At 52.7% G+C, this 13,668-nt stretch carries 11 protein-coding genes; 3 read left to right on the top strand and 8 right to left on the bottom strand.

The annotated features are described in order from the left end of the window. Positions 1-249 precede the first annotated feature (249 nt). The 4 genes from E2H86_RS07395 to E2H86_RS07370 form a co-directional block, all read right to left on the bottom strand. Positions 250-570 (bottom strand): hypothetical protein, encoded by a 321-nt coding sequence (locus E2H86_RS07395; RefSeq protein ID WP_133326227.1) that lies wholly within the window; start codon positions 568-570, stop codon positions 250-252. 2 nt (positions 571-572) lie between these two features. Next, a complete protein-coding gene (trbL, locus tag E2H86_RS07390; RefSeq protein WP_133326225.1) occupies positions 573-2,141 on the bottom strand; it encodes a P-type conjugative transfer protein TrbL in 1,569 nt (522 codons plus the stop codon). Positions 2,142-2,334: 193 nt separating this feature from the next. Continuing rightward, the gene (gene trbJ / locus E2H86_RS07380) at positions 2,335-3,132 is read right to left on the bottom strand and encodes a P-type conjugative transfer protein TrbJ (protein WP_133326221.1); all 798 of its coding nucleotides are present in this window, start codon (positions 3,130-3,132) and stop codon (positions 2,335-2,337) included. Between the two features lie 503 nt (positions 3,133-3,635). Continuing rightward, positions 3,636-3,845, bottom strand: a complete 210-nt coding sequence (locus E2H86_RS07370; protein ID WP_133326217.1) for a TraC family protein — start codon at positions 3,843-3,845, stop codon at positions 3,636-3,638. Between the two features lie 479 nt (positions 3,846-4,324). On the opposite strand from E2H86_RS07370, the gene E2H86_RS07365 reads away from it, so the two are divergent. Then, positions 4,325-4,705 (top strand): plasmid mobilization protein, encoded by a 381-nt coding sequence (locus E2H86_RS07365; protein ID WP_133326215.1) that lies wholly within the window; start codon positions 4,325-4,327, stop codon positions 4,703-4,705. Between the two features lie 48 nt (positions 4,706-4,753). Here E2H86_RS07365 and E2H86_RS07360 read toward each other — a convergent pair whose 3' ends face one another. Genes E2H86_RS07360 through E2H86_RS07350 form a run of 3 tightly spaced genes read right to left on the bottom strand, consistent with a single transcriptional unit; the run spans position 4,754 to position 8,956 of the window. Then, positions 4,754-7,093 carry an AAA family ATPase gene (locus tag E2H86_RS07360; RefSeq protein WP_133326213.1) on the bottom strand — a complete coding sequence of 780 codons (2,340 nt, stop codon included), beginning with the start codon at positions 7,091-7,093 and terminating at the stop codon, positions 4,754-4,756. Next, positions 7,068-7,733: an ABC-three component system middle component 1 gene (locus tag E2H86_RS07355; RefSeq protein ID WP_133326211.1), complete on the bottom strand. Its 666-nt coding sequence runs from the start codon at positions 7,731-7,733 to the stop codon at positions 7,068-7,070. The genes E2H86_RS07360 and E2H86_RS07355 overlap by 26 nt, the downstream gene beginning before the upstream one ends. After that, positions 7,730-8,956, bottom strand: coding sequence for an ABC-three component system protein (locus tag E2H86_RS07350; RefSeq protein WP_133326209.1), 1,227 nt, complete (start codon positions 8,954-8,956; stop codon positions 7,730-7,732). Before E2H86_RS07350 ends, E2H86_RS07355 begins: the two co-directional genes overlap by 4 nt. A gap of 314 nt (positions 8,957-9,270) precedes the next feature. Between E2H86_RS07350 and E2H86_RS07345 the strand changes: the two genes are divergently transcribed. Both E2H86_RS07345 and E2H86_RS07340 read left to right on the top strand, forming a co-directional pair. Next, the gene (locus E2H86_RS07345; protein ID WP_439958279.1) at positions 9,271-9,438 is read left to right on the top strand and encodes a hypothetical protein; all 168 of its coding nucleotides are present in this window, start codon (positions 9,271-9,273) and stop codon (positions 9,436-9,438) included. Beyond that, the gene (locus E2H86_RS07340; protein WP_133326205.1) at positions 9,435-10,472 is read left to right on the top strand and encodes a PIN domain-containing protein; all 1,038 of its coding nucleotides are present in this window, start codon (positions 9,435-9,437) and stop codon (positions 10,470-10,472) included. The genes E2H86_RS07345 and E2H86_RS07340 overlap by 4 nt, the downstream gene beginning before the upstream one ends. 145 nt (positions 10,473-10,617) lie before the next feature. On the opposite strand, the gene E2H86_RS07335 is transcribed toward E2H86_RS07340, so the two are convergent. Continuing rightward, positions 10,618-13,587 carry a membrane-targeted effector domain-containing toxin gene (locus E2H86_RS07335; protein WP_165976040.1) on the bottom strand — a complete coding sequence of 990 codons (2,970 nt, stop codon included), beginning with the start codon at positions 13,585-13,587 and terminating at the stop codon, positions 10,618-10,620. Between the last annotated feature and the right edge of the window lie 81 nt (positions 13,588-13,668).

Here is a 13,668-nt window from a genome sequence, read left to right as displayed (position 1 = left end):
GCGTATTACTAACGGCATCGTCAGCGGGATTCTGAAAGGTGCGTTTCGGTGTCGTCACTGTCCATATTTCTCACGCTGGCTAGCAGCGTGTTCAATGTCCGTGCGTATTACAAACAGATGGTCGCGCCGCATCCATCCTTAAAGGCGCATACTGAGTGTTGGTCTCTCACTGCACCTAGCCTTGACATAGGTGTCTGTCTTTTTCTGAAAGCGATACCCCGCATAAATGCGGGGTTGCCTCGGGTGCAACTAGCGATTGCCGGGTATCTCTCGCCTTTGGGCTTCCTGCGCCGCTCGGATCGCTATCAGAATTTGCTGGGCTTGAGCAGCATTGCTCTTGCTACCAAGCAGTGGGAGGCGATTCATGTGTTGCACTCCGGAAAACATGTGAAAGGAAGCCGAAAGGGCCAGCGGGCTAACTCGAAGCTGCAACGCGGTGCATTGTCGATCCAGTCTATCGAGCAATGGCCCGTAGCCTTTGCCTCTTAGCCAACGGCCGAACGCCCACATGGCAATGGCCAAGGTGGAGGCGAGTACGACGAATCCAGCGAACATCAGAATGCTATTCATGGTTATTTCTCCGGTTGGTCATTGCTTGAGGTTATGCTCGAAACGTCGGTGCGACCGGAATTCGAGCTGGTGTTCGTATCTGGTCGAATGACATTGGATTCCATACCTGGGGCTTCCGCAGCCGGCGCTGCGGATTTGAGCGAACTGGAGTCACCGTGAGCTGGCTGTGGAAGACCAGCGCCAAGCGACGCTGAGTGTGCATTCTCCATGCCCGGAACTGTCAGCGAGGCGATTACGCCAAGCGCTTTTGCACCACCATTGGCCGCTTGGGACAGTGCGTTGCCGGAACTAACAGCTTCCCCTTTCGGTATTGCTTTCTGATCATTGTCATCGCCGGTCTGCGTGGCCTTCCCGGCCTGCTTAGCGGCCTGCTGGGTGCCGCTGCTGGGGGTAGCCGATTGGGTAGCTGCGCCACCGCCAGTTTTCACGCCTGCGGAGCTGGCCGTCTTGGCAACTGCACCGCCGCCAGTGTTGGCCCCGACGCCAATGGGGGTACCGCCACCTACAGACGGAGCGGCACCACCGGCGGAGCTTGCACCGGCAAAGCTGGAGTTGATCGCCCCTGCGAGACCGCCCCCGGCACCCGCTGCACCGGCACCGGTTGCACCACTGCTGCCAGCAGCGCCGAGAGCACCGGCAGCAGCAGGAGCGGCCGCCCCGGCCGTGGCGATAGTGGCGATTGCCGCCGCTGCACCGGCAGCACCGGCGGCCGCCATACCACCGATGGCTGATCCGCCACCCATCGACGTGCCGCTAATCATGCCGCCGATCAGGTCGGGAATGGTCTTTGTCAGATAGCAGCACACCAAAGCCAGACCAACCATCGTCATCAACGACGCTTCGTCATTGGTGTAGGCGGCCAACCACTGCTTGGCCGACTGAACGATCAGGCCGACGATCAGCGTTAAGACGAACAGCTTCGCTCCGATTGCGACGGTGAAACGCATTGGTGCGATCGCAAAATCACGCGTCCATTGTGAGCCGCCAAAGCCAAAGAACAGCACCGTGACGTAAGACTCTACGAGCGTTACGAACATGAATACAGCGATGAAGGCGAAACACGCCAACACAAGGATTGCGCAAACTGCGATCAGAAGTCCTTTGGCCGGAGAAAACACTGATATGCCCTTCACCATGGTGCGGCCAAAATCCAGTGCGACCGCCAGCATATCGCCGGGTTCTAATGCGCGTCCGAGGCCGCTAGCGGATGCCGCAGCATCGCGGAAACTATCGACAATGGCAGATGACCACTCCACCGAGTACTTCATAACGGCAAGGAAGAAACCGACCACCAGGACGAAGCGCAGCAGCTCTCCGACAATCTCGCCGAAGTCGGCTTGCTTCATGACCAGAGGCATGAACGTCCAGATGAACTGAATCGAGGCCAACAGCCAGAATAATCTGATCGCGTAGTCATACAGCTTTCCTGACCACTGGTGCGACTGCTGCAAAACGAGGTCGAGTAGGCCCTGGACCGAGGTGTCGGCATGGGAAAGGTCGGTCGCGGCCATAGCATCTCCGCTTACGAATACACTCGCCAAGACGAGGAAGAACAGTAGGCGACGATCCATAGCTAGTACCCCTTAACGCCGCCGCGAGTGTTCGGGCGTGCTTCAAACGAGGCATCAGCGTCGCGCTGTTGCTGTTGCTGCTCCGCCACCGATGTACATTCGCTGTTGCGTTGAACCGCCACGGTGACCATAGAACCGATTAGTGCAGAGCCGGAGCAGATCAACGCGATGAGCCATTTCGAAATAGTCATTCTCAGTACCCCTTTACGCCGCCGCGTGTATTTTTGCGCGCTTCAAACTGCTGTTCAGTAGCTTCGCTGGCTGCTGTACGGTCACCCTGCTGAGCCAGATAGTTGCCCTGCATGTTGATTTGCGTAGCCACCAGATCGCGCAACTTTTGCAACTGCTGTACGTTCTGCGAGGCTATTTCGTTGCCCGCCTGAAGTGCTTGCATCCGGCCCACAGCCGACTGTGAACGGGTCATCATGCGGTCAAGCTGCTCGCCCTCAGACTCAAAGGTGCTGGTATTGAGGTTCGCCGCTTCTAGCGCAGCTTTCACGTTATCGCGGCCTTGCTCAGACCACGTCTGATAGCGATCTTGTGCCGGTGACTCAGCCCAGTTGGCAGCTTGATTCAGGTACGAATTGAAACCGGGGAAAGCCGTGTTGAACTGCGAATCCATGTTCTGGATTTGGCGGCCCAACGCCTGCGAGCGGTCGTAGATGTTCATCACGTTTTTAAGATCAGTTGCGATACTGCCGAACATCGAATCAGGCAAGCCCGTGCCCTGCGTGATCATGCTTTGATACTGCTGCACCTGGGTTTGCAGTTGCTCGGCGGTGTTCAGAGCCGTGTTAACCGCCTCAGCGTACTCAAACATTTGCTGATAGAACGTGGAGCAATTTGCGCAGTAGATGGCGTAAGCCGTGGCAGGTGCAACGTATAGGGTCCCGCCAACTAAGATGGTTCCGGCCACCGCAATGCTCAAAGCCGCATGACGCCAGGCTTTGCGTACACGGGACGACGATTTTATGAGTAATTCCCTTTCCATGCTGAATACCTCATTTCTAACCTTGGTGGCTCGATTATTTACTGATATTGGCCTGTTTAAAATATGCGGATAACTGTGCTATCCGCATAAAGTTCTCGTGGTCTGTCCGTAAACTGTCCGTAAACTGTCCGGTATCTGGGAGAGAACTAAAAACTATCGGTCTGATTTATAAGGCGTTAATTGTGAGGAGGGGATGGATTGAATTTGTCCGGCTTTATACATTTTACGGACACAAAAAAGTCCACCGGAGTGGACTTTTTAACGAGAGCGGCAGAGTCAATGTGCTGAATAATATGGATTCTGCGCTCGGTAGGGGGCACGCTCCGCCTTAGGTATTCGCAGCGCGTCGAGATGCCAGTCTTCGAGGGATAAAGCCAGCTCAGCCGCGATACGCTGGGCTTCCGTAACATTTTTCGTAGCCCGGTTACCGGCTCTACCGAGGCAGGCTTGCAATTCGTCAAGTCGACTGGCAAATGCGCTGATGCGGTGAGCTGTCTTCATGATCAATTCCCCTTGCTGATCTTTTCCACTATTCGGTCGAATTCTTCCCGGACTTGATCGTCCGTAAGCTTCAGATTAACCAATCCTGACTTTATTGCAATTCTGCCGATTCTCTCAGCGGCCTCATTGTCGAGTTTCGCCAGTCGTGCTTTAGCGGTTTCCAGTTCGGAAATGGCGTCAGAACGGCGCTCAGCGAGAGTTTTGCGTGCCATTGATTACTCCGATATATCTGATGATTTTCTTCGGTAAAGGGGCGTTGGCATATGAATGCTCTCATTCGCGATACGTAATTTTCAAGGTGCAAGCTTTTCAATATTAGCCGTGCTCGCCACCAATCAGTCTGTTTGGGGTCCAATGCTAGATAATTCAACTGACCTCGTTCGCTGTGACGGTTTTATGCGATTCTGCGCGATTCTATGCGATTGAAACCATTAATTAATGCGACGCTATGCGAATGTATGCGAACTAACGCGAATCTACGCGATTATATAAAATGCAAATGGCATCTCTGCTCCAATTGCATAGAATCGCATAGAGATAGACGGCAAGATGTGTGTTGTACGGGTACGGGCAAGCCCGAACCCATCCAACACCGCCCCTTATTCGCCTGCGGCTCAACGGTATCTTGCTCTGCGAGCCCCCAGCCGCTGCCGCGTCTAAAAGCCGAATAGCAACAGCAGGAGCACAAGTCATGAAAGAGGGCACCAAAGAGAGGGTCCAACCTCGAAGGCGTGGAAAGTCGATAGAGGTGTGGGTGACTGACGAGGAAAAAGCGACCATCATAGAGCGCGCCGAAGAAGCGGGCATGTCCCGTTCGGGCTACTTGCGGGCGCTAGGATTGAACACGCCGATACGGTCGGTCGTTGACCTGAACGCCGTGGCCGATCTGGCCAAGATCAATGGCGACCTTGGGCGGGTTGCGGGACTGTTGAAAATTTGGCTCGCAGAGAAGCGCGGTCAAGAAGCGAATGCCACTGACGTAGAGAGCATAATGGTGGAGTTTCGAAGATTGCAGGTGGCCGTAGGGATGAAGATGGGATCTATTGTTCAAACTCAAAAAAATGTTCTGTGAAGCCAATCTTAGACAAGGGGCACGTTCCATGTGCCCAATTATGGCGAATCAACCTGCGGAGACTAAGGCTTCCTTAGCCAAGCGTTGCATGTTTAACGATCGGGTGCTCAAGCCAGCTTTGGCGAATCGGTAACGCATATATGAGGAGATATCATCCTCGTGCGAGGAAACTACCAACTGGCGATTGCTGAACTCACAGCGAAGTAGATCAGTTAAAGAGGCGATATTGACCTCATCTAACGACTGGGACGGGTCATCGATCAGGATCAGCGGTACGCTTGAATAAACTCTATTCAGCGAGAGGAAAAAGCCCAGGCTGAGTGCCGACACCTGCCCAGAGCTCATCGACAGAATCGCATCATACTCAGACTTTTCAGCGGTAAGGAACCTGAGCTCTTTACCATCTTTGCTTTCAATAAATAGACCCAAGCCACGCTGATAGTTTTGGATAAGCCGTCCACTATAGATATGGAAAATCAGCTCAATTTCAGCAATCGTTTGTTCAGAGTAACTGCGTTCTGTTTTCTCCAAGGTGGACTTTAAGTTGTTGACCTTGGCTTTAGCAATCTGCGCAGCTTTCGTTTCACGCTGAATGATCTGTAGCTCATCAAGACATTGCTTCAGCCTGTTGCTTTGTGCCTCGTTTGCTTTAGCTACGATATAAAGCTCTTTGTCCTTAAGTGTTTGAGGCTCAACAATATAGAAATCTTGCAGCTCTTTGAAGGCAGATGTGATGACACTTCTCCAATCTTGCGGAAGAGGTTCTGTCTCGGCTGTTTTCTGACTTCTGATGAAAGCTGTCAGAGCCTGAGTCCGAGTGTCTATCTCTTCCTCACTTTCGGAAAATGAGTGGTTCAGCTGTACGCCTAAGGCTTGAAGCCGCGCGGCGAGATGGTTAATCGCCGGCAATCGAGCTTTATCACGGAGCAGGGCGTTGTGTAGGGCGCTGTTGTAACCTACGGATAGCTCCGCTCCCCGGGCTTGGATCTGGGTGTCAATTAAAGACAACTCCGCAGCCATCAGCCCTGTGAGGTTTATCAAAGTCTGGCCATCAGCGTTTAGCGCGTCGTTGATCTGCTTTGATCTGAGCTCAATTTTTTGCTGCATCGCGTCATGGGATTGCCAGTCGGCCCCACACATTGGGCAATGCTGATCGTCAGGATAGAGTTTAGAGTGCTCAGCTATCAGTTCTGCTTTCAGACGATTCAGCTCGGCTGCAGCGTTGGTATTGGAACTGTTCTTTTGCTGAAGAGAGTCGCGGGTAATTATTTGCTCAAGAAACCATTCCAAACGCCCTTGGGTCCATCCAGTTAGGCTCTCGGCTTCACCGGCGTTGATGACTGTAGCTCCGCGTTTGATAATCCCCCCACGTTTGAGCAGTTCATTTAACTCTTTTTTGGTCGCTTCGAGGTCATCCAGTTTGTTCAAATCATTGCCGAAACGCGCCAGGCTTTTGATCGAGTCCTTATTAAGTTCAATATAATTTTCAATCGACTCGTTTTTGTCTCTGGTCTGTATTGCACCTTTTAGTAGAACCAGTCTTTGAAGACGTTGGATGCTCTCGATGTATTCTCCGTGGATTTCCACAGAGTAGGTGGGGAAGGGGTTCTCTTTGTCCCAGCCAGGTTGCAACGCCGCTGTGGAAGTCTTTTTATATTCAATTGCTCCTAAGTCTGCCTGAATCATTCCCTTCAGCAAGCCAGCTTCTGACTCTAACCTTGATAAATCTGCGGCACGCTTTGGGTCACCAATGAACTTTGTAAGCCGCAAAGCGATAGTTTTGCAGTTATCTGTCTCTGTTTTTACGTCACTGATATTGAAAAGGTTGTTTAATGCTTCTTTGCGTTTGTCTACTCTCGAGTGGAGGAGTTGGTTTTGGCCCTGCTCTAAATAATTTAAGTAAGAAAAGTTTTCTTTAAAGTTTTTGCCAAAAAGCTCCTCGATAAAACTTTCGTTCCGAAGATTTTCTGCTACGTAATCGTTTGACGAGAACTCAGGTAGCTCGTAAAGCATGAGGTGCGTAAACTGGTCTGCTCGATTGTTTGACTTCTCGTCAAAGTCTGCTGCGGGAGTATGCCTCGCTAGAATAAGCTTGCGCGAGCCATTGATGAACTCTATTTTGATTGCTAGATCTTTATTGCCGGAGCGGTTATTCCAAAGCAGGTTGTCTTCATAATTTGTTCTTTTCCCCATCATTAGAGTGGTGAATAAGTGACAGATTCGCTTTATTCTGCCAGTTAGCAATAATTCAATTGCATCAAATATACTTGTTTTGCCAAACCCGTTGGGTCCATCCAATGTCAAGAGTGATGAGTCGCCAAAATCCAGATGGATTTGTTTGAAGGCTTTAAAGCTTGAAATCTCAATTTTGGAAATTTGCCAGTTCATCGCTAATCAGTTCCTTGATCAAGTCTTCGATATTTAGTTGGCCGTGTTTCTTTATCGTTTCATAAGTCTTGCTAAGGTCGGCTTCTGCCACAGCCTCGTCAATTTGTAAACGAAGGGGTACGAGCTCCACTTTATTGATGTGAAGCGCCAAAAATGGCAGCTTAATGAATATTTTCGCAGCTGCACTGTATTTGGTAGCTGCTGTGGGTTCGTTTTTATATATGTCGAATTGTGCTTTGTCTGAAATCAATTCATTTAGCTTGGCAAAATTTAGCCCCTTAATGGCTTCAACCTCAGTGTCGCTGTAGTAAAGCACATATTTTTTATAGAAATGAGGATCTTCTTCAATTTCAAAAATCTGCTCTTCATGGTTTTTGAATTCGGCAAGCTTATCGAGGTGATGAATGCAGATTAGATCGCAATTCTTTTTAAATGCTGGATCAGTTATAAATTCCACTGGTGCTGACTGGTTGATGATGGCATTGAGTTCGCCGGGCTTCATCAGGCTGTCTAACCTGTGCAAGACTGCAAATCTGACCGCCGTACCGTCCTCGCGAACATAGAAGCCAGTACTGTCGTTCTCATGTACTTTGGAGAAATTGTGTGCATCTAGGGCTTGGTGAATGAGGTCAATAATCATTTAAGTCGAGCCTCTGCGTCGTCTTTTGTTAAAATGCTGATGCACAAACTTTTGGTAATATTGCTGTCGATGCGGTTTTGATCGTCAGTGGAGATTGTATCGAAGCAATTTGTGTACTTTGTATCGATTGTGAAGCTCTCGTTGGCCTTAGCTGCAATTAGATTGTTAAATTCGAAAAGTAGCCTGCCTAGATCGTCATTATCTTTTATTTCTGCGATGATCTCAGAGGTGCAGTATTTTTTGTCTGTTGGTTCTGGTAAATATAGTGCTGTTGGTGCATAAAATTTATTGTCGCTATCTAAGTAGTGTGGTAGTCGTTTTAGAATAGGCTCAATATTGATTGTGTGTAGAAGGTCTGAGTATCGGCGTATATCTGAGCTTTGGATGCGTGAGAACTTTTCTGATGGCTTCATAAGTTGGCAAAGTATTTTGAAGTCGCCACCCTCAGAGAGTCTTATAAGCTCGTAGATACGTCGGGCTCTTTCGTACGCTGCGTCCGACATACCTGGGAGCGATTCAGCTAACCTTTCTTCCAAGTGGGTATGGAGGCGTGCCTTCAGCTCGATTGCATAATAGTCTTTTCTTTCGTATGGATTCGCGTCCAATATGTCTTTAAGAATGCTTTCCGCAGGCACCCGATGCTCATAAGCTGCGATACGCTGAGCGTCACCTTCATTTTGTATTTTCGCGTGAATTACTAGCGCTTGAGAGCTAATTTTGTCAGATAGTAGGCAGTAGTTAGAGTCTACAAGGTTATCCTCGTAAACTATAGCTTGTCGGGTATAAATTTCCTTGATTACCTGTTTTGTTAGCTCTTCAATCTTGTCAAGCTCGCAGTGGCGAAGGTCACCATATGCATAAAATTCAACTCGCTCGTGATTGGCGTCTACGTAGTCGCTATTATCGTTGATGGGTTGGGATATGTGAAAATATCTTTTGGTTCCTGCAATTCTGTCGAGCTCAATTGCAGCTGACTTTTTTAAAGCGTCCTTATAGTTGCTGCGATAATCACCAATTTTGGCTTTTACCTGATGGGCGCTTATTAATTTATTGTTTTTATAAATGGCGAAATCGTCTGTGCTGTCGAGCTGTAGCTGGAAATCACAGTCGCCCTGATTGATCAGTTTCAGGCAATGATAAAGCGCTACTTTGCCTTGGTAGACGAATCCACTCCAAGTCGAAATAGCGCTATGCGGGTACTTGCTTGCTTCCTCGTCGCTCATCTTGACTCCTTTCACCACACGATTATGCAGTACTTGGGTGGAAAGGATGATATCACGAGGCTATCATTTGTTTTAGTCATGTGCGCGAGCTAATGGATCAGTTAGACCCTGTAAAAGCCTATCTGCCGAGAGTAGATCGCTAATCGATATCTGTTCCGCCGCAATAGGATGCGGAGCACGGTTTTCAGCGTGAAACAAGGTTGCAAGGACGCTAGTATGCGGGTCTAGCTGGTGTGGTTCCGTAGGCAGGCACAGGAACGACGCTCTTTGTGAGGGGGTGAACGCCAATGAAAGATAGGCCGCATGATGAGGCTATGATTGCCTATTTCCAGGCCCAGCCGGCCTATGCAGAAGCGTTGCTCGCCGAAGTACGTAGCGGCGGTGACCCCGCCGAATGTGCCGTCCTGTTACGTCAACTGCAAAAGGTGGTTGCAAAGGATTCCACAGTAAAGGTCGGCACGACATGGAGTGAGCGCGAATGAGATTGAACCTGTTGATCGATACATCTGTATGGCTTGATCTTACGAAAGACCCCAGACACCTACCTTTGCTGGACGCGCTGTCCGCGATGGCTCAATCAGGTGACGTCGTTCTGATCATGCCGCAGATCATCGTTGACGAATTTGCTCGTAATCGGGACCGAGTCATGGCGGCAAGTCGAGCCAGCCTTTCCAGTCATTTCAAGCGTGTCAGGGAGGCAATTATGCAATTCGCCCCCGAGGAAGGGCGAGATGCCACGCTGAGACAGCTGAACGAAGTCGACCATCGAGTCGCTACTGGCGGAGAGGCTGTGAATGAGGCAGTGGAACTGATCGAAAAGCTGTTCGGGGAAACCTCACCCGTCCCGGTCAGCGATAGCATCAAGTTGCGTGCGGCGGATCGGGCTATTGCCAAGGTAGCCCCATTTCACCGGCAAATGAATGGAATTGGCGATGCGATCATCATCGAGACTTACATTGATGCGATAGCCGAGCGCACAGAAGATGACGTGTTTGCCTTCGTGACCCATAACATCCACGACTTTAGCCAAAAGGGGGCTGACACGCGTGTCCCGCATCCCGATTTGACTTCGCTTTTTGATGGTGTGAGGTCACGATACGAAACCAACCTAAGTACGCTTCTCAGCGAGTTTGCAAGCGACCTGATCGAAGAAACACGATTCGAGCGTGAGTTCAGTCAAGACCCTCGGCAGCTATCTGAACTGCTTGAGGCAGAAAATAAGCTGACTACGCAAGTTTGGTACAACAGAAAGTGGAATATTATCGCTCGCGTCGAAGACGGTGAAGAGAAGCTTGTGACCAAAGAAATTTGGGACCAAGCCACTCCGGAAGATCGGCGCAACCTCCTGGTAGATACCATTTGGGAGGGGATGCTTGCCTCCATGAAAAGAGCCGAGGAAGAGGTTGGCATCGCAGAGTTGGGGCCTTGGTCTGACTTTGAGTGGGGAATGGTCAATGGGAAGCTATCAGCAATACGCTGGGTGCTCGGAGATGAGTGGGATATGCTTGATACGTAAAGCTGAGCATGGTTTTTTTCATGGTGCTGGTGATTTATTGTGTATTAAGTAGTTGATTTGTATGCCTTTATAGTCTCTATTGATAATGAGTGGGAATGAGTTGAACGAAGAGGGCGCCGCGAGGCGCCCTTTTTGCATCGATGAGTCACACCTCGACGTACGTTAAGCCGCGACGGGAAAGCAGGCCCTTCATCTGCCCCAGGCTTTCCAGTCGCCGGCCGCTGATCCATGGCCATTCAGGCCTGTCGATATAGAAATACCTGGCGTCCCGTCGAAGGGGGGTGTACTTCAGTTGCCCGTCTTTGCTTCGGTGTATCAGGTTCATTTCCCCGTCGATCTCCTTGAACGTGAAGTTGCCCGGGGGTGTCAATGCGCGTTCCAGGTCGCTTCCAGACAGCGGTCGACCGCCCACGGCAGCCTGTGCGCGCAGGTCGCTTCCAAGGCGTGGGCGAGGTCTCACCGCCGCTTGCACGCGCAGGTCGCCCTTCACGCGTTGTGCCGTGGCGTTGCCCTGGGTGATCGAAAGCCCGGGATCTTCACCTATTCGATAGGGCTGGCCAGCGGGAACGTCCTCGAAACGCAGCCCGATTGCCCCTTCGATCTCGCTCAGGCCCGGAACGCCTTCGAAGGTATTGGAGTGCGAGTTGCCGACCAGCGCCACCCATCTGCTGGCACCCCGCGTTGCCTGGTCGGCCTCGATGATGCGGTGGGCGTAGAAATTCATCATTCGTTGGCGTGTCAGCGGTCCCGGCGAACGCATCCAGGCCTGGCGGTAGCTGGCCAGGCAGTCGATGGCCTGGATGCGGATGCCGTTCTTCTGGGCGGTGGTCAGCACCTGCATGAAGGTGTAGCCGTTGGCGCGGTCGGTAGCGTGCCCGATGTCCTGGGCGCTGACGTAGGTCTTCAGGTTTTCCGGCATTTCTCCTGTCTTGTGGAACAGGTCCAGGTCCGCCTGATGGAAGTCGGTCATGACGTGCTCCATGTACAGCACCCTGACTTTCTGCTTCTTCAATAACGCCATGTTGTCGATCAGGAAGCGTTTACTGCCCGTTTGAGAGTGCGACTCGCCAATGACCAGGCCGTTGCTGCGTTCGTAGACACTGGCGATCAGCTGTTTCGGGCTGGCCTCGGCGGGCAGGGTGGGGATCTCTGGACGGGCAGGTAATTGGGGGTCGATGAAGTACTCGTTGGTATCGGCCAGCAACTGATCGCGAAGCCTTCTGAACTCGACGAACGCTTCCTCTTTGCTTGGGTTCATGCTACCGAAGACACCGCTGAATGCCCGGTCGTCGCTCGAAAGGATTGCCGGTGCCAGCGTCGAGCGCATACCGGACGGTATCTCGTAGGGCGTCGCGGGCAGGGCCGGCAGCTCGGCCGCCGTCGTGCGCCCCCATAGGCTGAGCAGCTTGCGCGGCATCCCTTCGCCGATCAGATCGGGGCGGGCCAGCGGCTGCCAGGAGCCTTCGGCGCTTTGCTCGATCGGCACGTTGCGGTAGAACGAGTAAGGGTTCTCCGGATCGATCACCACCCAACTGCGCGTTTCCCCGATGTAGCGAACCTGATAGGGGATACCGTCGATTTCTGCATAGAACTTGCCCTCCTGCAGGAAGATGCCCGCCATCTCACCAGTGCCTGGCTCGCCATACAAGATCACGTTGGCCTCGAACGCGTTCAGTAGCTCTGGCTGCGCGATGGGCTTGAAGGGTTCCGGAACCCAGGTCCGCAGTTCTGCAGGGGTGGCGGGGGCATCTTCCGCCGATGGCAGTGGCTTCTCCGCAGGGATGCCCTGCGTGGTTTCTCCCAGCTCCGCCAGGGTACTGGGGGACTCACCCAGCAGGAAGGTTGCGTTGAACAGGGTGTCGATGGCGGCGAATACCGCCCCGAGCACGCCGGCCTGGCGCTCGGCCGTGGTGTGGCCGGTGATGGCCTGGTCGATGTTCAGGCCGGTTTCGGCGAGCCCAGCCCCGACGACAGCCAGGGTCACGGGCCAGTCCACGCCGGCCATTGGGCCGAAGGTTTGACCGAACGCCTTGAGGTAGCCGATCCACAACTGCTTTCTCAGGTCGGCATTGGAGCGCAATGCGAAGTCGGCGTCATCGTGCATGCGTTGGCGCGCGCTGTCGCGCAGATGATCGAAGGCGTCGCCCGGGAGCGTCGTATCGCGCTGGTCAAGGATTCTCGGGTATTGCCCGCCCCAATGGAAGAACAGCAAATCGAGCAGGTGGTTCAGCCCGACATCGCTGCCCTTTTCGGCGTGGCTGGCCATTGGGAAGTGGGTCATGAACCTGGCGCGATTATCGGCCTGGTTGGTGTTCATCAACACCCACCAGTAGAGCGCCTGGCGGTCTGGGAACAGGTGCAGCGGGTGATCCTCGCCAGGGATGTACAGCAGTTGTGCGCCATCGGCCATTTCCACGCGCAGGATATCACTGGCGACATGGCCACCGATGTCGAAGGTGCAAAGGCGGTAGCCGGAGGCGGGTGTCACGCGGCGGTTCAGTTGTTCGAGTGTCGGTGGCCAGGTCTCGATGCCCGTTAGTGCCTGGGCGACTTCGAGGGCCCGCTTGGCCAAGGCGGGGTCGTCGCCGTCGAGGGTTTCGAAGACTTTCCCCAGGAAGTTGACTTTGGCCAGCAGGCGAAAGCTGTCGGCATGGGCCTGCCAGAACGCATCGCACTTGTGCTTGAATGCTTGGCTGAAATCCAGCTCCCAGAAGGCTTCGAGTATGTCGCCGGGGGCGATAGGGACTTCATTGTGTTCATCGAAGACGTCCTTTTCCACGCCGTCCTTGTAGAAACCCGTCAGGTAGCTGAGCAGGTCGGCGTTGTCTTGGTCGTGTACGTCGAAGCGCTGCATCACCAGTTGCGGGAGGGTCAGCGATTGGTAGGGTGTTTCGTAGTGCTGCCAGCCGCTGAAGGTGCGTGGGCTGCTTTGCGCGGTATGGAAGCGATTGAGAAAGACATGATCGGGGTCCAGCGTACCCTGGTGGTGCTGCGCCAGGAGCGACTGCGCGACATCGCGGGCCATCTGGCGCATGTCCGGGCAGTCAGGAACCAGGAGGTTGGCCTGCTGCTTCAGGTGCTGGCGAGCGGTTTGTTGGGCTTGGGGGAGGGGCATGGGGTTTCCTCGGACAGGTGGAAACTCAGGTTCCTCCGCAGTCAGGCGGGTAAGGCAGTAGATAGCTAGTGCCTGTCGTGA

The organism is Pseudomonas putida, from assembly GCF_004357765.1.
In the GTDB taxonomy this organism is placed as follows: domain Bacteria; phylum Pseudomonadota; class Gammaproteobacteria; order Pseudomonadales; family Pseudomonadaceae; genus Aquipseudomonas; species Aquipseudomonas putida_U.
The sequence above is the reverse complement of the archived record's forward strand: the minus strand, read 5'-3'. Positions and strand labels throughout refer to the sequence as shown.

Excerpts from the sequence above, each read along its gene's own strand:
- E2H86_RS07395 (WP_133326227.1), bottom strand. The coding sequence starts at position 570 with ATGAATAGCATTCTGATGTTCGCTGGATTCGTCGTACTCGCCTCCACC.
- trbL (WP_133326225.1), bottom strand. The coding sequence starts at position 2,141 with ATGGATCGTCGCCTACTGTTCTTCCTCGTCTTGGCGAGTGTATTCGTA.
- trbJ (WP_133326221.1), bottom strand. The coding sequence starts at position 3,132 with ATGGAAAGGGAATTACTCATAAAATCGTCGTCCCGTGTACGCAAAGCC.
- E2H86_RS07370 (WP_133326217.1), bottom strand. The coding sequence starts at position 3,845 with ATGGCACGCAAAACTCTCGCTGAGCGCCGTTCTGACGCCATTTCCGAA.
- E2H86_RS07365 (WP_133326215.1), top strand. The coding sequence starts at position 4,325 with ATGAAAGAGGGCACCAAAGAGAGGGTCCAACCTCGAAGGCGTGGAAAG.
- E2H86_RS07360 (WP_133326213.1), bottom strand. The coding sequence starts at position 7,093 with ATGAACTGGCAAATTTCCAAAATTGAGATTTCAAGCTTTAAAGCCTTC.
- E2H86_RS07355 (WP_133326211.1), bottom strand. The coding sequence starts at position 7,733 with ATGATTATTGACCTCATTCACCAAGCCCTAGATGCACACAATTTCTCC.
- E2H86_RS07350 (WP_133326209.1), bottom strand. The coding sequence starts at position 8,956 with ATGAGCGACGAGGAAGCAAGCAAGTACCCGCATAGCGCTATTTCGACT.
- E2H86_RS07345 (WP_439958279.1), top strand. The coding sequence starts at position 9,271 with ATGATTGCCTATTTCCAGGCCCAGCCGGCCTATGCAGAAGCGTTGCTC.
- E2H86_RS07340 (WP_133326205.1), top strand. The coding sequence starts at position 9,435 with ATGAGATTGAACCTGTTGATCGATACATCTGTATGGCTTGATCTTACG.
- E2H86_RS07335 (WP_165976040.1), bottom strand. The coding sequence starts at position 13,587 with ATGCCCCTCCCCCAAGCCCAACAAACCGCTCGCCAGCACCTGAAGCAG.